The organism is Phaeovulum sp., assembly GCF_047638075.1.
In the GTDB taxonomy this organism is placed as follows: Bacteria; Pseudomonadota; Alphaproteobacteria; order Rhodobacterales; family Rhodobacteraceae; genus UBA6197.
In genome coordinates, this window is record NZ_JBLJBV010000042.1 from 20,210 (window position 1) to 42,856 (window position 22,647).

Sequence of the window (22,647 nt, forward strand, 5' to 3'; positions counted from 1 at the left end):
CGCACGTTATGACAAAGTATTGTGCGCTCGCGCGCCATGCCGTAAACACGGGCAAACGGCAGGAAGGCCCCATGCAGGATTTCGACGTAGGTCACCGTCTTCGGCAGATGCGACAAGCCGCAAGCTTTTCCCAACGGCAGCTGGCCGAAGCCTCGGGCGTGCCGCACGGTCAGATCTCGATGATCGAGACGAACCGTTCAAGCCCCTCGGTCGCCTCATTGCGCAAGATCCTGGGCGGGCTGAATGTCAGCATGTCCGAGTTTTTTGAACCCGACGATCCGGTCACGCAATCAGTGTTTTTCAAACCCCATGAACTGCGCGATCTGACCACCCGGCTATACTCTACGCTCGATGATCCACGCGGCAAGATCACCTTGCAACAGATAGGCGACGCCAAGGCGCATAATCTACAGATCCTTTATGAACGCTACGAACCCGGCGCCGACACGGGCGAACAGATGCTTGAACACGTCTCGCATGAAGGGGGCGTGGTGATTGCGGGCGAAATTGAGGTGACGGTAGGGGATGAGATTTGCGTATTGAAAGCGGGCGACAGCTATCTTTTCGATTCCCAGTCGCCGCACCGCTTTCGTAATATTGGCGACCGCGAGGCGATTGTGGTTTCCGCCTGCACGCCGCCGTATCTGTGACAAGACGCGGGGCTTTGCCCGCGCCCGATCTTATTTACCCATCAACACATCCAGCGGCACCGGCTGCGAGATGCGCCATTCGTCTACCCGCGCGGGTTTGCCATCGGTGATTTCGATGATCTGCATCAGTGCGGTGTCCTGGTGGTGCAGGATGGGGGTAAAGCTGCGCGGCCCGAATGCCGTTGGTTCATCCCGCATCGCTTCCAGTTCCGCAGTAACCGCAGCCCCGTCAACAGTTCCGGCCCGCTCGACGGCCTTGGCCCACAGATCAATCAAGATATAGCCCGGATAGGCGTATTGGTTGGCCGGGCGGGCGCCGGTCTTGGCCTCGTAGGCGGCGTTGAAGGCCTCCACTTCGGGGCGCGGGTCATCGCCATAGATCGACCCCTGCACAGGAACAACAAAACCCGAAAGCCCCGGCGTCGCATCCAGCCAATAGGACCCATCCACCGCCGAACCATTCAGGATCAAAGAGTTGATCCCTGCCGCACGGATTTGGCGCACAGCCCCAGCAGCACCCGGCATAACCGAACACAGCATGATCACGTCAGGTTCCGCATCCAGCGATTTGATCCGGGTGATCTGGCTGGCAATCGAAGCATCATCATTTTTGAACGTGTCAGAGCCAACGATCTTGGCGCCGTCAAGCTGCGGAAACAGCCACTCAAACCCGGTGCAGATACCCTTGTTGTATTCAATATAGGTATCTTCCAGCACAAAGGCGGTGCGGGCGTCGCGCTTGGCATGGGCCCATTCTGCCATCGTGGCCCCTTGAACCGGGGCCAGAACCGACGAAGAAAAGCTGTTGGGACCAACCCCCTGGATGCCCGCCTTGACGTCCTCGGCACAGAGGAAAAAACTGATCATCCCCTCTCCTTCGGCCACCAGGGCCGCCGGGGCGCCAAAATCATAATCGCACGAAACCACCATCATCTCGGCGCCCTGATCCAGGACATCAAGACCCGCCTTGGCGCTTTCGGCGCGGTCGGTGCGTGTATCGGCCTCGACCACCTTGATCTGACGCCCCAGCAGGCCACCGGCGGCGTTGATTTCATCAATGCGGATCTTGGCCGCGGTGGCAGCGGGGGTATCATAGGCCTCCATCCAGCCGGATTTCGCAATCGCGAACCCCACGGTCAGATCTTCGGCGCAGGCTGGTGCGGCCAATAGCACCAATGCCAGAACTTTGCAGGCAAATCTCATTTCGGTTCTCCTGTTGGTATCGGGTCAGTCATTGGACTGGTCCGCCCAAAGACCCATCGGGCGGGCAGCATGAATTCGCGCCCGGCCAAAAAGCCCGTGGGGCGAAAGATCAAGACAAGGATCATGGCAATGGCGATGATGATTTCCTGGCTACCGGGGGGCAGCGCAAAGGACGTGGTGCCGATGACCATGCCCTTTTCCATTCTTACCAGCGCCTCGACAGCCACCGACACGGCCAAGACCCCGACAACGGCACCGGACAAAGAGCCGACCCCCCCCACAACCAGCATCGCCAGCATCAAAAAGGTCAGGTTGAGGTAAAATCCGTCAGGATTGATGACACCGATGTAATGCCCCATCAGCGCGCCGCCGACACCGGTGAAAAACGCGGAAATGGTATAGGCCAGCAGCCGGTGCCGATAACGGCCAATGCCAGAGGCGCTGGCGGCAACCTCATCCTCGCGCGTGGCCCGCAGTGCAAGCCCCGAGGCCGAGGCAGAGTAGGCGGCGGCAACCAAAATAGCCACCACGGCCCACCCCATCGCAACCCACGGCGTAACATATCGCGCCAGGCCGACCACCGAAGATGTGCCCCCGGTGACCGGCGTCCAGTTTGACCAGATGGTGTTGATCATTGCCAGAAAGGCAAAGGTGGCGATCGAGGCGGCAATGCCCGAAAGCCGCAAGATTGCCGCGCCGGTAATCAGGGCAAGGATAGCGGCCACGATGCCCGCCACGACCGCGGCCGGCAAAACATGCCAATTGGCCGCCGCGACCATATCCGGCAGTCCCGGCAAAAGAGTTGCTTTCATCGCGGGTTTCAAGGTGAGCCAGGCCGAGACATAGGCCCCGACACAGGCAAAGGCGGCATGGCCAAAGCTGACCACGCCAGAGTTTCCAACAAATATCCAAAAGCCGACGACCATGGTGACACGGATCAATGTCTCTGACGCCATCCGGGCGGCGGCCCGGTCCCCCAGTTGGGTGGCGGCAAACACAAAAACCAAAAGAAGCAGTGTCAACAGAACCGGCGTCGTAGCAGCCATCCGGCGGCGAAGCGCGTGTTGGGAAGCCATGATCAAACCCTCGGCTTGGAGCCGGCAGTGGCAAACAGGCCCTGCGGACGAAGAAGAAGAACAAGGATGACCCCGCCATAAAGGAAGGCATCGCGAAAGGGTCGGGCATCATCAGGCAGCCACGCTTGCAAAAACGCCGACACAGCGCCGATCCCCAGCCCCGCCGCAACTGCGCCCGAAAGGCTGCCCATGCCACCGACCACCGTGGCGATAAACGCCACCAGCATGATCTGCCCGCCCATGCGCACATCCGCGACCCCGGTCTGCGCCACCAGCACCAGCGCCACCACTGCGGCAAGCCCCCCTGAAAGCGCAAAGGCACCTGCAATCACCCGGTTGGCCCGCACCCCCAGCATCCGCGCCATCTCGAAATCTTCGGCTGCGGTGCGCATTTCCAGCCCGATCCGGGTGTAGCGCAGCATTGCCGCCATTCCGATAAAGATCAGGACAACGGCGGCAATGACGATCAATTGCAAGAAAGGCACCTCTGCCGGGCCGATCTGCACTGGATGCCCAAGCTCGGCCCACAGGCTGACCGCCTTTGGCCGCCCCCCATATAGCACCAGCAGAATGTTTTGCAGCGCCACGCCAAGGGCAAAGCTGCTAACCATCAGCGCAACCGGCGAGGCATTGCGCATCGGACGAAAGACGAGCGCCTCGGCAATCACGGCAAGTGCTGCCCCAAAGGCCAGAATGACCGGGATAAGAATCAACGCCGGCAATCGGCCAATGCCAAGTATCGCCATTGCATCGGTTGATGGCACGATCAGCGCAAAAACCGCGCAGGCGATGAACTGCCCGTGGGCAAAGTTCACCAGTTTCATCACGCCAAAGATCAAGGCAATCCCCAGCGCGGCAATTGCATAGATGCCCCCCAAAGACAGGGAGTCGAACAGTAGTTGCAGGCTCATGCTGAATCTCCGAAATAGGCGTCGGTCAGAAGATTGTCGGCGGCAAACATTGCAGCATCGCCATCCGCAACGATGCGCCCGGCGCGCATCAGCAGCATCCGCCCCCCCACGCGTGCCGCACGCGTCGAGGATTGTTCGACGATGATCAGCGTAAGACCGCGAAGCTGTTGCAAATGGCACAGGCGGTCATAGACATCATCCACCACCTTTGGCGCCAGGCCCAGCGACGGCTCATCCACCAGCATGACCTTTGGGTTGGTCATCAGCGCACGCGCAATTGCCAGCATCTGTTGCTGACCGCCCGATAGCGCACCCGCATTGGCCCGGGCCCGTTCACGCAGGATCGGGAAGGCGTCAAAAACGATCTCCAGATCCTCTCCAACCGCTGAGCGGTCCCGGCGCAGGCCGGTGCCGACCAGCAGGTTTTCCATGACCGTCAGACCCGCAAAGATGCGCCGCCCCTCGGGCACCATCGACAGACCACGTCGGGCAACGCTTTCCGACCCCAGCCCGGACAGGATTTCGCCATCCATCTCGATCCGCCCATGGGCGGCACGCACCGCCCCCGCAATAGCCAGCAAAAGCGACGATTTACCCGCCCCGTTCGGCCCCGAGATGAACACGCGTTCGCCCTCTGCGACCTGAAAGGACAGGTTGGCGATTGCGGTCAATTTGCCGTAGCGCACCGCAAGATCAAAGACACCGATCTTGGACATCATGCCTCCTCCACATTGGCGCCAAGATAGGCTTCGCGCACGGCGCGAGAGCCAAGAATGACGCTACGGTCGCCCTGCTCGATCACCTGCCCCCCATCCAGCACGACAACATCGGCGCAAACGGAAAGCACCAGGCCGACATTATGTTCGATCAGCAAACAGCCGATCCCCATCTCTTCGGCTATGCGCCGGATCAGGCGGGCAAGATCTGCGGCCTCGGGCTCTGACATGCCTGCCGCCGGTTCATCCAACAGCAGATAGTGCGGCGCCCCCATCAGCGCGCGGGCAATCGCCACGCGCCGCTCGTCGGTATAGGGCAGGCCGGCCGCCGACCGGCTTTCCAGATCGGCAATGCCCATCCAGCCCAGAAGATCGCTGGCCGCGTGTTCAGCTGCAGCGCGGCGCTGGCCCAGCCCAACCCCGGTGCAGGCCAGGTTGTCCAACACATCCAGACCATTGAAAAGACGCCCGGCCTGAAAGGTACGCGCAACACCCGCCCGGCGGATGCCATGCGCCGAAAGGGACGACACGCAGCGCCCCTCCAGCAGCACACGCCCGCTGGTTGGATGCTGAAACCCGGTCAACGTGTTGACGCAGGTGGTCTTGCCCGCCCCGTTGGGGCCGATCAGCCCGACCACCTGCCCCGGCGCAACCGCAAGTGACACATCCCTCAGGGCCTGGAAGCCGCCAAAGGCGACCCCCACTCTTTCCAGCGCAAGCGCCATATCAGGCAACCTCGACGGGGCGGGCAGCTTGCCCGCTGTCCGACGCGTCGGCCTTGGCTGTTGTGCCCAGGGTCACGACGTAGACGCCAGAAGCATCAAGTTCGGCCACCCAACCCGGTTCGATCACAATCGTCGTGGTGACCTCCTGGATGACCGCAGGCCCAGAGATCACATCCCCCGCCCCCAAAAGCGCGCCATCATAAATCGGCGTTTCTTGCCCGATACCCGAGGCGGAAAAGATCAGCTCGCGCGTGCCCTTGAGCGCGGCCTGAGAGCCACTTCCAGCCGCCACCGTCATGCGTGCCGGTTTATCGACAAAACCAGTGACAGCGCTTTCGACATTGACCACCTCAACCGCGCTTTTCGGTTCGGAATAGGTATAAAGCTCTTCGTGGCGGGCATGGAAAGCAGCTTTCAACTGCTCAAGCGCGGCCTCGGTCACTTCGAACGGTTCAACGTCTACCGTGCACTCATGCACCTGGCCGACATAACGCATATCAAGGCTGCGACGGATGCTGATCTTGTCCTCGGTAAAGCCGTCCGATGTCAGATCGCCGGTACCGCGTTCCTCAAGCTGATGGAAAAGCCCATTCAGATGCGCAGCAGACGCGGCGCCTTCCAGACGCACGGGTGCGGGGGCCATGTAGTTGTATTTCACATCCGAGATGATCTGACCAAAGGCGCAGAGCCCCGAAGCCAGCTTTGAGATCAGCACCTTGCGAATGCCCATTTCGCGCGCAAGTGCTGTGATATGCGTCGCCGTTGCGCCACCGGCACAGTTCAACACAAAGTCCCGCGGGTCATAGCCACGCTCAACCGATACGCGGCGAATGGCGTTGACCATGTTGTTGTTCACAATGGTGAACATGCCGTAAGCGGCCGTTTCCACGCTGATCCCCAAAGGATCTGCCAAATGGGTCTTGATTGCCTGGTGGGCCTTTTCCAGGCTCAGCGGCAAGCGCCCACCGACAAGGCCATCCGCGTTCAAATACCCAAGAACAAGGTTCGCGTCGGTCGTGGTCGGCTTTTCACCTCCCTGGTTATAAGAGGCTGGCCCCGGCTCAGAGCCTGCGGATTGGGGGCCCATCTGCATCAGCCCCATGCTGTCAATCCAGCCAATAGAGCCCCCGCCCGCGCCAAGCGTTTCCACCTGAATCATTGGAATACCAATGCGGTAGCGCAAGAAGTCAATGTTCTTTGATACATTGGCGCGCCCGTCGCGGGTCAACGTGATATCAAATGAGGTGCCCCCCATATCAACGGTGATGATGTCCTTCAGCCCCCACGGTTCACCCAGCCACAACGCGGCCTGCGGCGCCGAGGCAGGACCAGAGTTGATGGCGTAAACCGATTGATCCGTCACCACCTTGCCCAGCGCCAAACCACCGTTCGACTGGAAATACCGCACCGGGTGACGTGCACCCAGAGATTGGAAAAAGGCATCAACCGCTTCGACATAGCGTTGCAGGATCGGGGCGAGGTAGGCGTTTACGATAGCGGTAGAGGTGCGGGTATATTCGCGCACCTGCGGGTAAAGCTGACTGCCGACCGTCAGGCGCACATCTGGCATCATCTCTCGCACGATCTCACCTGCACGCAGTTCATGTTCGGGATGCAGGACGGACCAGACAAACGAAATCGCGACCGACTCGACCCCTTCGCGCAAAAAGTGGCGGCAGGCGTCACGCACGTCTTCCTCATTCAGGGGGGTGTGAACCTTGCCGGTGGACAGCACACGCTCAGACACGCCACGCCGCAGATACCGCGGTGCAAGCATGGTTGCCGGCGGATATTCCGGGTCATAGCGATAGCCGTCTTCCTTGTGGCCAAGCCGAATTTCGATGCTGTCTTCATGACCTTTGGTTGCAATCAGGCCGGTCTTGGCACCGTTGTGGGTGATCAGCGCATTCAGCCCTACGGTGGTGCCGTTGATGCAAAGATCAGCATTGGAGACGATCTGTTCGGGGGAAAGACCGGTTTCTTCCTCGATCAGGGCCAAGCCGTTGCGAATGGCCGCAGTAGGATCGTTGGGGGTGGAAAGCGCCTTGAAGATGCGCACTTCGCCCTTGCGATCTGCCAGGATAAAGTCGGTGAAGGTGCCGCCGGCGTCAATGCCAAGACGATACTGGTTTTGCATGGGATACGTCCTTTCGGGTGATCGGGGTTCGGGGCAGGCGCGGTCTGGCAGGGGGCTGTCTGCCCCCCACGTCCACAGGCTGTCCCCCCGCGGATGTTTGAAAAAGATAAGGCGGTCAGGCTGTGCGAAGCCGGGCTGTCGCGCCTTGATCAACTGTCAGGCTGTCGCGGTCGGTGATGACGACGCCATAATCGAGCTTTGCGCCCTCAAGACTGACAAGACCGTTGCGCACATCATCAACGACTTTTTGGATGTTGCGTTCAAACGGGTTGCCATGGCCGCCACCGCCGGGGTTCTTGTTGGCGGCACGTTCACCGGGCTGGATCGTTTCGATCACGTTCTCGGTGATGATTTGGGTTTCACCGCCGCGTGTCAGTTCCAGCCGCCCCACCTTGGGCGCGATCATCGTCGATTTTGCGCCTGCCGCCCCCATCGCGGGGATCCGGCGGCCTTCGCCAAAGGTGATCAGGGTCATCGGCGTGTCGAGAGGTTCAACCTCCCAGCAGGTGCCCGAGCCACCGCGGTTTTTGCCTGCCCCGCCTGAATCTTCCATCAACGAATAGCGATGGATGATGATTGGATAGCTATGTTCCAACATCTCGATATCGCCCGAGGTCAGCGCGCCAAAGCAGCATTCCGGCCCACAGGCATGCCAACCATCCTGGCTTGACGTAGCCCCCGCGCCCGAGATGATCGAGGCCAGAACCATCGTCACATATTCCTCGTCATGGCGATTGTCCCAACCTGCGATGTTGCAGCCGTTGGCGTGCCCCCAGCTGGCACATACCTTTGCCGGTGCCGCCTGTTCAAAGGCCAGTCGAACCGCATCGGTCAAGGTTTCCATCGGGGTTGTCGTGCAGTTCATGTGCGGTGCAGGCGATTTCGCATTGCACAGCGTGCCCTTGGGCCCCATGTCGGTAGAGACGCAACGATACAACCCCTCATTATAGGGGGGGGGCAATTGCGCGAACATCATCAGGCCCAGATAAACGCCTGAATGGCTGTTGCCTTCGTAACTGTTGATGAAATAAGGGATCTGCGGCGGGCTGGCGATTTCGATATGGCAGCCGTCGCCTTTGATGGTGACGGTGGCGGTAATCTCAAAATCACCAAAGCCGTGGCCGGCATCCTCAAGGATCGCGGTGCCGGTAAAGGTGCCATCGGGCACCTCAGAGATCAACTTGCGCATATGCGCCTCGGCCATGTCCAGCAATTCAGCGATGCAGTCTTGCACGACATCCTTGCCGTATTTGTCCATCAACCTTTTCAGGTTGCGCGCCCCCACCTGGCAGGCCCCGATCAGCGCGTTGAAATCCCCCTCCTGGTCGCGGCGGGCACGCATGTTTGTCAGCAACAGGTTCAGCACATCGTTACGCGGTTTACCCTTGTCCCACAGCTTGACCGGGGGGATGCGCAGGCCTTCGGCAAAGATTTCCGTCGCATTCGGGTTATACCCGGCAGGAACCGGGCCGCCGATATCGGTCAGGTGCCCCTTGCAGACGGTCCAGAACACCAGCTCTCCTTCATAAAACACCGGCATATACATGCAGGTGTCAATGATATGGCTGCCGCCATAGGCCGGGTCATTGTGCAAGATCAGATCGCCTTCGTGGATCTCGCCCTCAAAGAAATTGGCAACCGCCTTCATCGCGGGGATCAGGCTTCCAAGGTGGATCGGAATATCCTGCCCTTGCAAGATCATTTCCGGCGTGTGGTTGAACAGCGCGGTTGAATAGTCATGCGCGAGGTTGAACACCGACGAACGCGCCGTCTGCTCAAGCGTCAAGGTCATCTCGCGCTGCGTGGTTTCCAGCACCCCCCGCACCACTGAAAGCGTAATAGGGTCAATATTGCGTTTAGTCATCATTTCGTCTTTCCCTTAGGGAAAGCGGACCTCGGCCCAAAACAGGACTGCCAAAAACTCCCCACCCTGTCTGCAGCGCCGAGCCGTTTTCCGGCTTCTCCTCATAAGATCAGAGTGACGCGAAACGCGCGGCCAATCTTGAACCCGAGGGCGGGATCATTTGCATATCCGTGCACAGGGCACAGTGGTTTTGCAAATCCGCGCATAAAGCCTTGTCAGTCCGCGCACACCGCGTCCTGAAGGATGAATTTTCTTGAACCGCGCCACGATCATTGCTACCGATTCCTCAACGTCTCTTGGGGAGGAGACCTATGCTGACCGCTCTTGGGGAGGGGGCGTAGTTTATGCAGATCATCACACATAGCACCGCCCAGATCACACCGGCTCAGCGGTCTGAGCATTGGGGCCAGGTAATCGCAGAGACGTATTTTCCTTTGCAACTGACGTTTCGCAACCAGTCCACCTTTTCGGGGCTGCTGGAGCGCCGCCAGATGGGCCAGGTTTCCTTGTCACGGCTGGTCACCGAGCCGATGCAATACGAACGCAGGCCCAATCACATTTCACAGACCTGCGAAGAAGAATACCTGATCACGGTTCCACGGCTCAGCCCGGTTGATTTCAAGCAACTCGGCCGTGAGGTGCGCTGTGATCCCGGCGGCTTCATTCTGGAGCGAGGGGACGAACCCTACCGTTTTTCCTACGCGGCATCCAATGAACTGGCGGTCCTGAAAATTCCCAAAAAAGCGTTGTCCGAAAAAATTCGCGACCCTGACCGCTTTTGCGCGCGGATCATTGATGCAAGATCCGGGTTGCCCGGCCTGTTCACCGTAATGATGCAACAGCTTCAGGCGCTGTCCGATACCGAGGGCCATGCGGCAACGGTTCTGGGGCGGCAGATCATCGAGGTGCTGGCGCTGGCCCTTGATGATACCATTGGCGAACAGGACAGTGTCAAAACAGCAGTGCGCGCGGGCCATCTGCGCCGGGCGGAACAGGTCATTCGGCAAAACCTCTCCAACGCCGATCTATCGCCCGATCTCATTTCAAACGCCTGCGGCATCTCCAAACGGTATCTGCATGAGCTGTTCAGCGACACGAACAAGACCGTTTCCCAATTCATCCGCGAAGAACGCCTGATCGCCGCCCGAGACACGATCAGCACCAATAAATCCCTGTCGATGGCAGAAATTGCCTATCGTTTCGGTTTTTCAGATCAAGCCCAGTTCTCGCGTCTGTTCAGGGCTCTTTTTGGGCAAAAGCCAACAGATTGGCAAAAACGCCGCTTAGTCCATTAAGGGGGACGCGGCGGTATCTGATACTTGCGTGACTGTCGGGCGCAGGCACTACGGAGCCAAACCGGTGATCGCGCCTAAGGCGGCAAAAGAGCCGGCGCCAACAACCCAACCAATGCGGTAACCGTCGATTTTGACAGATCCGGTCGACGCAACCGTTGACGATAAAGCGCCCGGGCAGATGCGGTTTCGCCCTGCCGCCCATAAAGCCTTGCCCGGGCAACTAATAATTGGCCATGACGCCGACGCAGCGCGCGATAGCGCGCACCGCCACGAGAGGCCGATGCAAGGCAGCGATCAAGTATCGCGATCATGTTATCCAGGTTTTCAGCCTTCCAGCTTGGCGCATGTGTGTCGGTCAGATGCGCAATACCGCCATCAGAACAACGCGACATCAAAACTTCGGGCAACAGCGCGAACCTGCCCAGATCCGCAAGGCGAAAGATGAGATCATTATCCTCCGTGATCCGCAGTCGTGTATCAAACCCGCCCAAGGCCAGCAAAGCATCACGCCTGATCAAACAGGTTTGAACCAGCATACCGTGCCCCTGTGGTCGTATCAGATAGCGGAGAGGATCTTCTAAAATCTTGAATGGCACCTCTGACCGGATCTTGTTACGCGTAAAACAATCAACACCACCCTCATCCCATTGCCAATTCGTCGCGCTAAGAACGATGCGCGGGTCCTGTGCCGTGTTGAATTGCAGTTCGAGCTTTTTAGGCAGCCATCGGTCATCGCTATCCAAAAACGCCACAAATTCGCAGCGGGCCGCCTGAATGCCTGTATTTCGCGCAGCAGCGACACCCTGGTTTTCCTGATAGAGGTAATTGATCCGGTCGCCGTAGCGTTCTTTCAGCACGTCGCGCGTATCATCTTGCGACCCGTCGTCCACGATCAGAATTTCATCAGGCAGGGCGGTCTGGCCAAGAACGCTGTCAATTGCGGCACAGGTCAAACTGGCACGATTATATGTCGGAATAACGACACTGATTGGTAAAATAGGCGCGTCAGCCATGCGAATTTCTCCTCAGCCTAAGAAATCATCCAAATAGTCTGCGCCGGCGCTGCGGATCAGAGCTGCCGAAAACCAGCGTTTCAGCCGCGACGCGCAAATTTTGCCTCAGGCGGCTACGCCTGCGATACGTTTCCGCGAGCAAGACGGACGCGCACCGCATCCGATCAGAAAAACCAAGCGACAGGCCAGCCGGCGCGCGCCAGGTTTCACGCAGGAAACGCCAGTCAGGAAAAGTCAGTTTCGCACGCTCTCCGGTGAACCACTGGTGATAGGCCTGACTGTCCTGAACCAACATGGTAGATTGTTTCTCATGCCGACGCAGATAAAACAGCGGCTCATCGACAATCGCGAAGGGGCCCAGCAACGCAAGACGGAAAAGCAAAACATTATCTCCGCCGCGATAATTTCCAATCAGATCTGTGTTCTCAAGCATTCGGCGGCGAAAAATGCCAAAAACCTCATAACATCTCTGCCCGCGCAGGATGATTTCGCGCAACCTGGCTACCGGATCATTCGCGGGCATGTGAAAATTGGGCGCAAAGACCCCCAGCTCCTCTTTGGCGTCGTTGAATATCACGGTTTGACTATGACAAAGCGATGCCTCTGGCCTGTCTTTCATCAGGGCCATGGTTTTTTGCATATAGTCAGGTGCCAAGATATCGTCATGCGCACACCACTTGAAATACTCTTCCGTCGTGGTTTGGAATAGAAAATTAAAGTTTTTTGCGGCACCTATATTCATTGGGTGGCGGATAACCTGAATGCGGCTATCGCGCTGTCGATAGGCTTCACATATATCTGCGGTGCCATCAGTTGACGCATTATCCGAGATCACCACTTTGAAATCCCCAAAGCTCTGGGCAAGAATGGACTCAAGACATTCGGACAGATAGTTTTCTCCGTTGTAAACGGGCACACCGATGCTGACAGGCGGGGGCGAAATTGTCATTTTCACGTCAATAGCTCCGTTTTGGTAAATGATCGCGCGTCCCGGTCCGTGGTCGGGAAAAGCGGGAAGCGCTTTTATAATCTTTCAAGAAATCTGTCGGCCGCATCATGGCCCGTTTGTTGCGACAAATCGCCCTAAGCATCCGCGGGCAAAGGCCATATCCCTGCCGATGTTGGTTTAAGCCCTGTGGCATCTTTTTGACGATTTTCAGGCAAGGGGATGGTTTCTTTGGCTGTCCGGCACGGTCAAGGCGTTTGCGCATCATTCTGGCCGCGCCCTGCCCGATAATTCGCGATGTCAGCCTGCCTTGAACATACGCGCACCCCCTTGCTGCACGCGGGTTTTGCGCCTTGTGGGCTTTATGAAAATCCGCCGACACCTCAGGTCTCATTCAAGGTTTCCCGTACCGAAAATTCGCCTTCCTTCCTGAATGATAGGCGATCGGTGCTGGATCGTCACCTCTTATCGGGAGTTCGTCAAAGGCGCGGACACCCCAGGAAACGGTATGCCGCCAGCATTTCCAACCACACGCCCCCCCCTTTCGGTGCCGACAAAAGGCCCCCTAGCAGGTGTTTTCAAATACCACGCATTCGTTTATTCAAATATGAGTGCCGAAACCGAGGGCTTTTCATGCGCATTCTGGCCGGGCTGACCCGAAATCTGATCCTTGCAATTCCAGTCACCATGTTGATCGGGCTGATCTATGGCCTGATCGCCCCGGTTGGCTGGTTGAAATCCCTGGTTGTGCCGCTGACGTTGCTGATGGTTTATCCGATGCTGGTCAACCTCAACCTGCGCCAAATGCTCAGGGGGGGCGATACCAAGGCCCAGGTGCTGGCTCAAACCATCAACTTTGCCGTCGTCCCTTTTGTTGCCTATGCGTTGGGGCGGCTGTGGTTTTCTGACCAACCGGCCTTTGCGCTGGGGCTGTTGCTTGCCGCGCTATTGCCGACCAGCGGCATGACAATTGCCTGGACCGGATTTGCCAGAGGCAACCTTGCTGCCGCGATAAAGATGACCGTCATCGGGTTGATCCTGGGGTCGCTGGCCACGCCTTTTTATGTGCAATGGCTGATGGGGGCTACAATTCCGGCGAACCTCGGGGCTGTTTTCCTGCAAATCGTGCTGGTTGTTTTCTTGCCGATGCTGGCAGGTCAGGCGACCCGCTATCTTTTGTTATCCCTTTACGGGCAAAAGCGGTTTCAGGAAAATTGGGCACCACGGTTCCCGCCGCTGTCCACCCTGGGGGTTTTGGGCATAGTTTTTGTGGCGATTGCGCTGAAAGGTCCGGATCTGGTGGCGCGTCCCCAGATGCTGCTGTCGATCATCGTTCCGTTATTGGTGCTTTATGTTTTCAACTACGCCTTCAGCACCATTGTTGCCAAGGTGCTGCTACCGCGTGACGATGCTATCGCCCTGGTTTACGGCACAGTCATGCGAAACCTGTCAATTGCGCTGGCGCTGGCGATGAACGTCTTTGGCGAGGCAAGCGCCGATGCTGCGCTGTTGATCGCCATTGCCTATATCATCCAGGTCCAGTCAGCAGCATGGTATGTAAAACTTGGCGATCGTCTCTTTGGCCCAAAACCGGGCTGAGGGCGCGCGCTTTGCAGTATCAGCCAGCGATCAGGCGCCAAAAGAATACCGCACTCATCCCAAAGCCGATGATTGCAATGATCGCGCGCACGACGGGCCTTGGCAGCGCCCGTGCCAGAGGCGCACCCGCATAGCCCCCCGCCATCGCCGCCAGCGCCATTATCAACGCCTGCGGCCACGCCACCAACCCCGCTGCGGCAAAAATCGCCACCGAAATTGCTGACAATACAAAGCTGAGTGCGTTTTTAAGCGCATTCATCCGGTGAAGATCAGTCATCCCCCAAATCGCGAACAACGCCAGCAACACGATCCCCAGGCCGCCATTGAAATAGCCGCCATAAATACTGACCGCGATCAGCCCCACCGCCCCTTCCGGCGCAGCCGAGGCGGCGCGCGCGGCGGCCCAGGCCCGGACCCTGTCACCGAACATGAAGGCCAATGTCGCAATCAACAGCAGGAACGGCACCACCACCGAAAAGGCCTTGTTCGAGGACACCAGCAACAGGCCCGACCCGATAGCACCGCCAAGCAGCGTCAAAACAACCAACCGAACCAGTCGTTTGCGCTCAAACACCGCCAATTCACGGCGAAAGCCCACGGCGCCGCCCAGATAGCCCGGGAATACCGCAACCGCACTGGTTGCATTGGCCAGCACCGGCGGAATACCGGTCGCAACCAAAGCCGGGAACGTCAAAAAAGTGCCGCCCCCCGCAATCGTGTTCAAAATACCGGCCCCAAAAGCCGCACTGAACAACAAGATATAATCGGTCATCTGCGCTGGTCCTGACTGGCAAGGTAGCGTGGTGTTTTGCCGCAGACCTAGCCGAGCCGCCGCTGAATGACCACCCCGTGCAAGACACCATCATACCCCCCTTGGTGCCCGGAAGATTGCCGTAGGGGCAACCTGTTAGCCCCGCAGGCCAGCGTCATGCCAATCCCCCCTAATTTGGGACGTAGTTCTAAAATTGGGTTGCGTTGCAGTCCCTTTTGCCGCTTTTATGGCATCCATATGCCGGGGAGGGCAGGTGCGCAAGAATCCGTCAAGGACACGCCGCCTAGTAACATGGGGACATAATGGAATACTTTCTTCAGCAATTGATCAACGGCGTCACGCTGGGATCTATCTATGGCCTGATCGCCATCGGATACACACTGGTTTACGGTATCGTGGGGATGATCAACTTCGCCCATGGTGACATTTTCATGGTTGGCGCCTTTGTCGCCTTGATCATCATCACCGCACTGGGGTTGACCGCGTCAACCGGGTTGGGGCTGACAATTCTGGCCCTTATATTGGTGTTGGTGATCTCGATGATCGTGTCTTCGGTCTATGGCTGGACGGTTGAAAGGGTCGCCTATCGCCCGCTTCGAGGGTCTTTCCGGCTGGCCCCCCTGATCACGGCCATCGGCATGTCGATCGTGCTGCAGAACTTTGTTCAGATCGCACAGGGTGCCAGGGTAAAACCACTGCAACCCATCATCAGCGGCAGCCACACCATCATGAGCCGCACCAGTGAGCAGGGCGAATTTGCGGTGCAGATTTCGAACATGCAGATCTTTATCATCCTCGTGACGTTCGGTCTGATGGTGGTGTTCAAACTGCTGATCGACAAGACCTCTTTGGGCCGGGCGCAACGCGCCTGTGAACAGGACCGCAAGATGGCCGCACTGTCAGGCATCAACGTTGACCGGACCATTTCGCTGACCTTCGTGATGGGGGCGGCACTGGCGGCGGTCGCGGGGTTGATGTTCCTTCTTTATTACGGGGTGATCGACTTTTTCATCGGCTTCGTCGCAGGGGTCAAGGCCTTTACCGCCGCCGTTCTGGGCGGGATCGGATCGCTTCCCGGTGCGATGTTGGGCGGCATGGTGATTGGGCTGATCGAGACCTTCTGGTCTGCCTATTTCTCGATCGAGTACAAGGATGTCGCGGCGTTTGCCATGCTGGCATTGGTGCTGATCTTCCTGCCGCAGGGCCTCTTGGGCAAACCAGAAGTCGAGAAAGTCTAATGAGCACCTTTACCGTAAACGCCCCCACGGCCCCGAAATCGGCCGTGCAGCGGCTGGCCCAGGATCTGTTGATCACGACGGTTCTAAGCCTGATCATTTTCGGGGTAATGGTCGGCTTGAAGACCAAAACCGCCCCAGGTGGCCTTGTGCTGGTGCCCGAATGGGGCAACGCGCTGATGATTGTCGCGGTAACGGTGATCGGGCGTTTGGTACTGCATCTGACGGTGTGGCGCCGGGCCCCCGGTGCCGCGCCGCGCAGCTTTGTGCCGGCAGGTGTGGCAAAAGGCTGGTCTGCAACGCTGCCAAAGCTTCAAAAAGTTGCAAAGCCGCTGTTGCTGGGCTTTGCGTTGGTGCTTCCATTCTTGCCGATCACAGACCGCTACCTGCTGGATCTGTCGATCCTGGTGCTGACCTACATCATGCTGGGTTGGGGGCTGAACATCGTGGTCGGCCTCGCGGGGTTGCTTGATCTGGGTTATGTCGCGTTCTACGCCGTGGGGGCCTATTCCTACGCGCTGCTGGCGGCGCATTTCGGGCTGTCTTTCTGGATTTGCCTGCCGCTTGCGGGCATTCTGGCGGCATTCTGGGGTATCATCCTGGGCTTTCCCGTGCTGCGGTTACGCGGTGATTATCTGGCAATCGTGACGCTGGCGTTTGGTGAAATCATCCGCATTGTGTTGCTGAACTGGTACTGGTTTACCGGCGGGCCAGACGGGCTTTCGGGTATTCCGCGCCCCAGCTTTTTCGGGATTCCCTTCAGCCGCGGCGAAGGCGGCTTTGCCGATACCTTCGGGCTGGCCTATTCTTCTGGTCACCGGATGATATTTCTGTATTTCCTGATCCTCGCACTGGCGTTGTTGACCAACTTCGTCACGCTGCGCTTGCGCCGCCTGCCCATCGGACGCGCCTGGGAAGCGTTGCGTGAAGACGAGATCGCCTGCCGATCGCTGGGCCTGAACACCACCTCAGTCAAATTGACAGCCTTCGCCACCGGCGCAATGTTTGCGGGCTTTGCCGGGGCGTTCTTTGCCACCCGGCAGGGGTTCATTTCGCCCGAAAGCTTTACCTTCGTCGAATCCGCCCTGATCCTCGCGATCGTCGTGCTGGGCGGGATGGGGTCGCAAATGGGGGTGGTCATTGCCTCGATCGCATTGATCGGCGGGTTCGAGGTATTCCGCGAGGCGGAGCAGTACCGAATGCTTATTTTCGGCTTGGCAATGGTCTTGATCATGATTTGGCGCCCACGCGGGCTTGTTTCAGGGCGTGATCCATCAATCTTCCTGAAGAAAAAGAAATCGGTTTCCTCCGATCTGGTATCGCAGGGCGAGGGGCATTGAGATGAACAAGACAAATGCCGATGTATTGCTAAGCGTTGAACGACTGACAATGCAATTTGGCGGGTTGACCGCCGTAGACAATCTGTCGTTCAGCGCAAACCGCGGCGATATCACTGCACTGATCGGGCCCAATGGCGCGGGCAAAACCACGGTTTTCAACTGCATCACCGGGTTTTACAAACCGACCGTGGGCCGGGTGACAATGCATCACGAAAACGGAGACACCTTCCTGCTGGAACGGTTGGCCGACTTTGAGATCCCGAGAGAGGCCAAGGTTGCGCGCACATTCCAAAACATCCGGCTTTTCGGGGGTATGACAGCACTGGAAAACCTGATGGTCGCGCAGCACAATCCGTTGATGCGCGCCTCTGGCTTTACCTTTGGGGGGATCCTGGGGCTGGCCGGTTTCAAGCGCGCCGAACGCAACGCCGTAGAGCTGGCAAAATACTGGCTGGACAAGGCAGGGCTGACCGCCCGTGCCGACGATGCGGCTGGCGACCTGCCCTACGGCGATCAGCGCCGGTTGGAAATTGCGCGCGCCATGTGCACCGGCCCGAAACTGTTGTGCCTGGATGAGCCCGCCGCCGGGCTTAACCCGCGCGAATCCGAAGAACTGAACCAACTGCTATTGTATATCCGGCAGGAACGCAGCGTCGGCATCTTGCTGATCGAACACGACATGAGCGTGGTGATGGGCATTTCCGACCACATCGTCGTGCTGGACTATGGCAAGAAGATTGCGGACAGCACGCCCGAAGGTATCCGAAGCGACCCCAAGGTTATCGCCGCCTATCTGGGTGTCGAAGACGAAGAGGTTGAAACTGTCGAACAGTCGATCGGTATTTCGCAAAAGGCCAACACCAACGAAAACAACCACGGGGGAACCCCGGCATGAGCACTCCTACCATCCTGGCCGTGAATGACGTTGAAACCTTCTATGGTAAAATTCAGGCCCTGCGCGGCGTTTCTCTTGATGTTCATGAAGGCGAAATCGTCACGCTGATCGGCGCCAATGGCGCGGGCAAGTCCACCTTGATGATGACAATCTGCGGCTCGCCGCAGGCGCGTCACGGATCCATCATCTATGGCGGCCACGACATCACCCGCACCCCGACGCACGAAATCATGCATATGGGCATCGCGCAATCGCCCGAGGGGCGGCGGATCTTTGGCCGCATGACGGTGCTTGAAAACCTGCAGATCGGCGCTTCGGTTACGGACCCAAAGCATTTTGCATCCGATATGGAACAGTCCTTTACCCTGTTTCCGCGCCTGAAAGACCGGATCGAACAGCGCGCCGGAACCATGTCCGGGGGCGAACAGCAAATGCTGGCGATTGCCCGCGCCTTGATGGCGCGCCCCAAATTGTTGCTGCTGGACGAGCCCTCTTTGGGGTTGGCGCCGCTGGTCGTCAAACAGATCTTTGGCGCGATCAAGGATTTGAACAAATCGCAGGGGTTGACCGTTTTTCTGGTCGAACAGAACGCCTATCACGCGTTGAAGCTGGCCCACCGGGGATATGTGATGGTCAATGGCAAGATCACCATGAGCGGCACCGGAGCCGAGCTTTTGGCGCGCGAAGAAATTCGCGCAGCCTATCTGGAAGGGGGGGCGCATTGATGGGCATTCTGTGGGAAGTCAATTTCGCGACCTTTTTCTTCGTTACCCTGGTAATCGGCGGTGGCGCGGCCTTCATGGCGGGGCGGGCACTGGCAGGAACATGGAAACCGCTCTGGCTTTTGATGTTCTATTGTGTCCTTCTGGGCCTGGCGATGCGGTTTTTTCACTTCGCGCTGTTTGAGGGCACACTATTGTCGCTGCACTATTATCTGGTTGATACGGTAGCATTGTGCGCGCTGGCGCTGCTGGGCTACCGGCTGCGCCGGGTGTCGCAGATGGTAACGCAATATTCCTGGCTTTATGAGCGGGCGGGGCCGCTATCGTGGCGAAACCGCGCGTGAGGCCAGATCCTAACCACCCTTTGGCGGGCAAAAGATCCGCCAAGGTCAACAAGTTCAACAACGGGAGCTAAAATCAATGAAGAAACTACTACTTGCAAGCAGTGCACTGGGCCTGATGATGGGGGCTTCGGCCGCCATGGCCGATATCCAGGTTGCTGTCGCCGGGCCGATGACCGGTCAATACGCCAGCTTTGGCGCGCAGATGAGAGTGGGTGCCGAACAGGCTGTCAAAGACATCAACGCAGCAGGCGGCGTGAACGGTGAAATGCTGGCGTTGACCGTGGGCGATGATGCCTGCGACCCCAAACAGGCCGTGGCTGTGGCCAACCAGTTCGTCTCCAAAGGGGTGGTGTTTGTGGCTGGGCACTTCTGCTCGGGTTCCTCCATTCCGGCGTCTTCGGTCTATAAGGAAGAGGGGATCATTCAAATCTCGCCGGGGTCCACCAACCCCAAGCTTACCGATGAAGGTGGCCCGATGATCTTCCGCGTTTGCGGGCGTGACGACCGGCAGGGCCTGTTTGCGGGCGATTTCCTCGCAACGGAATATGCGGGTAAAAAGGTGGCAATCCTGCATGACAAGACCGCCTACGGCAAAGGTCTGGCCGACGAAACCATGGCCGCCTATGAGGCACTGGGTGGCAAGCCTGCCATGTATGAAGCCATCACAGCCGGCGAAAAAGACTATACCGCGCTGGTATCCAAGCTAAAACAGGAAGACATCGACGTTGTCTATCTGGGCGGCTACCACACCGAGGCCGGGCTGATCGTGCGCCAGATGCGTGATCAGGGAATGGACACGCAGTTGGTTTCTGGTGACGCGTTGGTAACCAATGAATACTGGTCGATCACGGGCGATGCAGGCGAAGGCACGATCATGAGCTTTTCGCCTGATCCGCGCAAAAACCCTGGCGCGGCAGATGTCGTGAAAGAGTTCACCGATCAGGGCATCGACCCGGAAGGCTATGTGCTTTACACCTATGCCGCCGTTCAGGCCTGGGCCGAGGCCGCCAAGGCTGCGGGCACGGCCAGCGACACAGAGGCAGTCAGCGAAGCGCTGCATTCAGGCAACTACGACACGGTTCTGGGCGATCTTTCGTTTGACGAAAAGGGCGACGTCACCCTGCCCGGCTATGTCTGGTATGTCTGGAAAAACGGCACTTACGACTATCGCTAAGCACACCTGAACCGGGCTGCGCGCGGATATCGCGCGCAGCCATTTCCTATGGCTGATGATCGTCGCAAGAAGATGTAGGCTGTAGCACCGTCCCCGGTTGATGGGCGCCAGCCGCGCCAGTAGCCCCTTATATCGACCAGAAAATCAATATCAGCGGCACGCTAACCACCACCACCAACGCCTCAAGCGGCAGGCCAAGCCGCCAGTAATCGCCAAACCGAAAGCCCCCCGGGCCAAGGATCAGCGTGTTGTTCTGATGCCCGATAGGCGTCAGAAAGGCACAAGACGCCCCGATTGCCACCGCCATCAAGAACCCATCAGCGTTGACGTTCAATGCCGCAGCAATGCCCAAGGCTATCGGGCTCATGACGGCGGCGGTAGCTGCGTTATTCATCACGTCAGACAGAAACATCGTTGTCAGCAAAATCACCACCAACGCCGCAATCGGGCTGCCTCGTGCGACCGTAGCCACCAAAAACTGCGCGAGCACGCCGGCAGCGCCAGTCTGCTGCATTGCACCCGCAACCGGGATCAGCGCCGCCAACAGAACAACGACCGGCCAGTCGATCACGCTATAAACCTTGCGCAGTGGCACCGTCCCCAACACCATCGAGGCCAAAACCCCCATCGTGAACGCAACCGCCGCAGGCAATAGCCCCAGCGTCACACTGGCGACCGACACCAGCAGGATTGTCGTTGCCAAAAACGCCAATCGCCTGTCGGGAATTCGCAACCTGCGCTCGCCCAGCGGCACGCAGCCGCTTTCTGCGGCGAAATCCACCAGCGCCTCGCCCGATCCCTGCATCAGCAACAGATCGCCCGGCTTCAAGCGTAACGCACGCAACCGTGCCTGCGACCGTGTTCCTTCGCGTGAAACCGCCAGCAGGTTCAGCCCATATCTCGTGCGCAAACGCAGATCGCGCGCCGACCGCCCGACGATGGTCGACATTGGCAAAACGGCAAATTCACGCAGCTCGATTTCCTGATCGGCAGAGCTTTCCTCAGAGCCGCCCGCCTCATCCGTGGCCTGGGCGGTTGCAGTCTTTGCCTCTGACGCCGCGCTGTTGTTCGCAGCCACAACCGCGTTCTTTTCAGTAACCGAGACTTGCTCTTCCAGTTTGATACCAAAAACCGAAAGCGCCTCGGCCAATCCTTCGACATCGGTCATAAGCACCAAAAGGTCACCTGCCCGAATCCGGTAGCCGCCATGCGGCGCGTTCAGGCGTTGACCATCCCGCACCAAGGCCAGAATCTGCACATCGGCGCCGCTGATCGAGTCTTCAAACTGGCGCAACGTGACGCCTATGGATTTGCTTTTTTCAGGGACACGCGCCTCGGTCATATAGGCTGCGGTATCAAAGCCCACACCACCGCCGGCCTTGCGCGCAGGCACCAGCCGCCATCCCAGCACCACCACGAACGCAACACCGATCGCGGCTACCGGCAGCCCCACCCAGGCAAAATCAAACATCCCGAACGGGCGCATCCCCGCCCCGGTGCGAAAGCTGGCCACAATCAGGTTGGGGGGGGTCCCAACCAGCGTGGTCATCCCCCCCAGGATGGTGCCAAACGCCAGCGGCATCAGCACCTGCCCCTGAGTCAGCCCCAATCGCCCCGAGAGTTGCACCCCGATAGGCATCAAAAGCGCCATCGCACCCACATTGTTCATAAAGCCTGATAGCAGTGCCCCCAGCCCCATCAACGCGGAAAGACTGGCCAGCCGGCCCGCTTTGCGCGGCAGCACCTTGCGCGCCATGGCATCCACCGCGCCCGTGGTTTGCAGCCCCGCGCTAAGCACCAAAACGCAGGCGACCGTAATTACTGCCGGATGACCGAAACCGGAAAAGGCATCTGCGGCAGGCACCAGACCGGCCAGCACGCAGGCCATAAGCGCTGCAAGCGCGACAACATCGTGCCGAAACCGGCCCCACAGGAAAAGCCCGACGGTTGCAATCAGAATAACGAAAATCGACAGCTGCGGAACAGTCATGCAAGCCCCCCGGAAACCCCTAGTCAGCGCCTGATACACA

Annotated in this window: 20 protein-coding genes; 9 read left to right on the forward strand and 11 right to left on the reverse strand. The window is 58.6% G+C overall.

Features of this window, described 5'->3' with window-relative positions; all coding sequences use genetic code 11:
* The first annotated feature begins 107 nt into the window (after positions 1-107).
* Positions 108-650, forward strand: a complete 543-nt coding sequence (locus ACM62R_RS06490; protein ID WP_415183239.1) for a cupin domain-containing protein — start codon at positions 108-110, stop codon at positions 648-650.
* Between the two features lie 30 nt (positions 651-680).
* On the opposite strand, the gene ACM62R_RS06495 is transcribed toward ACM62R_RS06490, so the two are convergent.
* From ACM62R_RS06495 to ACM62R_RS06525, 7 genes are all read right to left on the reverse strand, one after another.
* Complete coding sequence (locus ACM62R_RS06495) at positions 681-1,853, reverse strand: ABC transporter substrate-binding protein (protein ID WP_415183240.1); 1,173 nt, start codon at positions 1,851-1,853, stop codon at positions 681-683.
* Positions 1,850-2,929 carry a branched-chain amino acid ABC transporter permease gene (locus tag ACM62R_RS06500; protein ID WP_415183241.1) on the reverse strand — a complete coding sequence of 360 codons (1,080 nt, stop codon included), beginning with the start codon at positions 2,927-2,929 and terminating at the stop codon, positions 1,850-1,852. Before ACM62R_RS06500 ends, ACM62R_RS06495 begins: the two co-directional genes overlap by 4 nt.
* 2 nt (positions 2,930-2,931) lie before the next feature.
* Positions 2,932-3,840 carry a branched-chain amino acid ABC transporter permease gene (locus tag ACM62R_RS06505; protein WP_415183242.1) on the reverse strand — a complete coding sequence of 303 codons (909 nt, stop codon included), beginning with the start codon at positions 3,838-3,840 and terminating at the stop codon, positions 2,932-2,934.
* The gene (locus ACM62R_RS06510) at positions 3,837-4,556 is read right to left on the reverse strand and encodes an ABC transporter ATP-binding protein (RefSeq protein WP_415183243.1); all 720 of its coding nucleotides are present in this window, start codon (positions 4,554-4,556) and stop codon (positions 3,837-3,839) included. The genes ACM62R_RS06505 and ACM62R_RS06510 overlap by 4 nt, the downstream gene beginning before the upstream one ends.
* Positions 4,556-5,281: an ABC transporter ATP-binding protein gene (locus tag ACM62R_RS06515; protein ID WP_415183244.1), complete on the reverse strand. Its 726-nt coding sequence runs from the start codon at positions 5,279-5,281 to the stop codon at positions 4,556-4,558. Before ACM62R_RS06515 ends, ACM62R_RS06510 begins: the two co-directional genes overlap by 1 nt.
* 1 nt (position 5,282) lies before the next feature.
* On the reverse strand, positions 5,283-7,418 hold the full coding sequence (locus ACM62R_RS06520) for a hydantoinase/oxoprolinase family protein (RefSeq protein ID WP_415183245.1): 2,136 nt from the start codon (positions 7,416-7,418) through the stop codon (positions 5,283-5,285).
* Between the two features lie 115 nt (positions 7,419-7,533).
* Complete coding sequence (locus tag ACM62R_RS06525; protein WP_415183246.1) at positions 7,534-9,282, reverse strand: hydantoinase B/oxoprolinase family protein; 1,749 nt, start codon at positions 9,280-9,282, stop codon at positions 7,534-7,536.
* A gap of 344 nt (positions 9,283-9,626) precedes the next feature.
* On the opposite strand from ACM62R_RS06525, the gene ACM62R_RS06530 reads away from it, so the two are divergent.
* Positions 9,627-10,577, forward strand: a complete 951-nt coding sequence (locus tag ACM62R_RS06530; protein ID WP_415183247.1) for a helix-turn-helix domain-containing protein — start codon at positions 9,627-9,629, stop codon at positions 10,575-10,577.
* 74 nt (positions 10,578-10,651) lie between these two features.
* On the opposite strand, the gene ACM62R_RS06535 is transcribed toward ACM62R_RS06530, so the two are convergent.
* Both ACM62R_RS06535 and ACM62R_RS06540 read right to left on the reverse strand, forming a co-directional pair.
* Positions 10,652-11,590: a glycosyltransferase family 2 protein gene (locus ACM62R_RS06535; protein ID WP_415183248.1), complete on the reverse strand. Its 939-nt coding sequence runs from the start codon at positions 11,588-11,590 to the stop codon at positions 10,652-10,654.
* Positions 11,591-11,615: 25 nt separating this feature from the next.
* The gene (locus ACM62R_RS06540; protein ID WP_415183249.1) at positions 11,616-12,539 is read right to left on the reverse strand and encodes a glycosyltransferase family 2 protein; all 924 of its coding nucleotides are present in this window, start codon (positions 12,537-12,539) and stop codon (positions 11,616-11,618) included.
* 630 nt (positions 12,540-13,169) lie between these two features.
* Between ACM62R_RS06540 and ACM62R_RS06545 the strand changes: the two genes are divergently transcribed.
* Positions 13,170-14,135 (forward strand): arsenic resistance protein, encoded by a 966-nt coding sequence (locus ACM62R_RS06545; RefSeq protein WP_415183250.1) that lies wholly within the window; start codon positions 13,170-13,172, stop codon positions 14,133-14,135.
* Between the two features lie 19 nt (positions 14,136-14,154).
* On the opposite strand, the gene ACM62R_RS06550 is transcribed toward ACM62R_RS06545, so the two are convergent.
* Positions 14,155-14,907 carry a sulfite exporter TauE/SafE family protein gene (locus ACM62R_RS06550; protein ID WP_415183251.1) on the reverse strand — a complete coding sequence of 251 codons (753 nt, stop codon included), beginning with the start codon at positions 14,905-14,907 and terminating at the stop codon, positions 14,155-14,157.
* Between the two features lie 302 nt (positions 14,908-15,209).
* Between ACM62R_RS06550 and ACM62R_RS06555 the strand changes: the two genes are divergently transcribed.
* The 6 genes from ACM62R_RS06555 (at position 15,210) to ACM62R_RS06580 (ending at position 20,617) form a co-directional block, all read left to right on the forward strand.
* On the forward strand, positions 15,210-16,145 hold the full coding sequence (locus tag ACM62R_RS06555; RefSeq protein WP_415183252.1) for an ABC transporter permease subunit: 936 nt from the start codon (positions 15,210-15,212) through the stop codon (positions 16,143-16,145).
* Positions 16,145-17,482, forward strand: coding sequence for a high-affinity branched-chain amino acid ABC transporter permease LivM (gene livM, locus ACM62R_RS06560; RefSeq protein WP_415183253.1), 1,338 nt, complete (start codon positions 16,145-16,147; stop codon positions 17,480-17,482). Before ACM62R_RS06555 ends, livM begins: the two co-directional genes overlap by 1 nt.
* 1 nt (position 17,483) lies before the next feature.
* Positions 17,484-18,377, forward strand: a complete 894-nt coding sequence (locus ACM62R_RS06565) for an ABC transporter ATP-binding protein (RefSeq protein ID WP_415183254.1) — start codon at positions 17,484-17,486, stop codon at positions 18,375-18,377.
* A gap of 11 nt (positions 18,378-18,388) precedes the next feature.
* A complete protein-coding gene (locus tag ACM62R_RS06570) occupies positions 18,389-19,102 on the forward strand; it encodes an ABC transporter ATP-binding protein (RefSeq protein WP_415183309.1) in 714 nt (237 codons plus the stop codon).
* A complete protein-coding gene (locus ACM62R_RS06575; RefSeq protein WP_415183255.1) occupies positions 19,102-19,443 on the forward strand; it encodes a DUF6867 family protein in 342 nt (113 codons plus the stop codon). The genes ACM62R_RS06570 and ACM62R_RS06575 overlap by 1 nt, the downstream gene beginning before the upstream one ends.
* Before the next feature lie 76 nt (positions 19,444-19,519).
* Positions 19,520-20,617, forward strand: coding sequence for a branched-chain amino acid ABC transporter substrate-binding protein (locus ACM62R_RS06580; protein WP_415183256.1), 1,098 nt, complete (start codon positions 19,520-19,522; stop codon positions 20,615-20,617).
* 127 nt (positions 20,618-20,744) lie between these two features.
* Here the strand turns inward: ACM62R_RS06580 and ACM62R_RS06585 are convergent, their stop codons facing one another.
* Entirely contained in the window at positions 20,745-22,607 is a 1,863-nt protein-coding gene (locus tag ACM62R_RS06585; RefSeq protein ID WP_415183257.1) for an SLC13 family permease, read from the reverse strand.
* Positions 22,608-22,647 lie beyond the last annotated feature (40 nt).

What these genes read in the sequence shown, in the direction of transcription:
- ACM62R_RS06490 (WP_415183239.1), top strand. Translation starts at nt 108, where the DNA reads ATGCGACAAGCCGCAAGCTTTTCCCAACGGCAGCTGGCCGAAGCCTCG.
- ACM62R_RS06495 (WP_415183240.1), bottom strand. Translation starts at nt 1,853, where the DNA reads ATGAGATTTGCCTGCAAAGTTCTGGCATTGGTGCTATTGGCCGCACCA.
- ACM62R_RS06500 (WP_415183241.1), bottom strand. Translation starts at nt 2,929, where the DNA reads ATGGCTTCCCAACACGCGCTTCGCCGCCGGATGGCTGCTACGACGCCG.
- ACM62R_RS06505 (WP_415183242.1), bottom strand. Translation starts at nt 3,840, where the DNA reads ATGAGCCTGCAACTACTGTTCGACTCCCTGTCTTTGGGGGGCATCTAT.
- ACM62R_RS06510 (WP_415183243.1), bottom strand. Translation starts at nt 4,556, where the DNA reads ATGTCCAAGATCGGTGTCTTTGATCTTGCGGTGCGCTACGGCAAATTG.
- ACM62R_RS06515 (WP_415183244.1), bottom strand. Translation starts at nt 5,281, where the DNA reads ATGGCGCTTGCGCTGGAAAGAGTGGGGGTCGCCTTTGGCGGCTTCCAG.
- ACM62R_RS06520 (WP_415183245.1), bottom strand. Translation starts at nt 7,418, where the DNA reads ATGCAAAACCAGTATCGTCTTGGCATTGACGCCGGCGGCACCTTCACC.
- ACM62R_RS06525 (WP_415183246.1), bottom strand. Translation starts at nt 9,282, where the DNA reads ATGACTAAACGCAATATTGACCCTATTACGCTTTCAGTGGTGCGGGGG.
- ACM62R_RS06530 (WP_415183247.1), top strand. Translation starts at nt 9,627, where the DNA reads ATGCAGATCATCACACATAGCACCGCCCAGATCACACCGGCTCAGCGG.
- ACM62R_RS06535 (WP_415183248.1), bottom strand. Translation starts at nt 11,590, where the DNA reads ATGGCTGACGCGCCTATTTTACCAATCAGTGTCGTTATTCCGACATAT.
- ACM62R_RS06540 (WP_415183249.1), bottom strand. Translation starts at nt 12,539, where the DNA reads ATGACAATTTCGCCCCCGCCTGTCAGCATCGGTGTGCCCGTTTACAAC.
- ACM62R_RS06545 (WP_415183250.1), top strand. Translation starts at nt 13,170, where the DNA reads ATGCGCATTCTGGCCGGGCTGACCCGAAATCTGATCCTTGCAATTCCA.
- ACM62R_RS06550 (WP_415183251.1), bottom strand. Translation starts at nt 14,907, where the DNA reads ATGACCGATTATATCTTGTTGTTCAGTGCGGCTTTTGGGGCCGGTATT.
- ACM62R_RS06555 (WP_415183252.1), top strand. Translation starts at nt 15,210, where the DNA reads ATGGAATACTTTCTTCAGCAATTGATCAACGGCGTCACGCTGGGATCT.
- livM (WP_415183253.1), top strand. Translation starts at nt 16,145, where the DNA reads ATGAGCACCTTTACCGTAAACGCCCCCACGGCCCCGAAATCGGCCGTG.
- ACM62R_RS06565 (WP_415183254.1), top strand. Translation starts at nt 17,484, where the DNA reads ATGAACAAGACAAATGCCGATGTATTGCTAAGCGTTGAACGACTGACA.
- ACM62R_RS06575 (WP_415183255.1), top strand. Translation starts at nt 19,102, where the DNA reads ATGGGCATTCTGTGGGAAGTCAATTTCGCGACCTTTTTCTTCGTTACC.
- ACM62R_RS06580 (WP_415183256.1), top strand. Translation starts at nt 19,520, where the DNA reads ATGAAGAAACTACTACTTGCAAGCAGTGCACTGGGCCTGATGATGGGG.
- ACM62R_RS06585 (WP_415183257.1), bottom strand. Translation starts at nt 22,607, where the DNA reads ATGACTGTTCCGCAGCTGTCGATTTTCGTTATTCTGATTGCAACCGTC.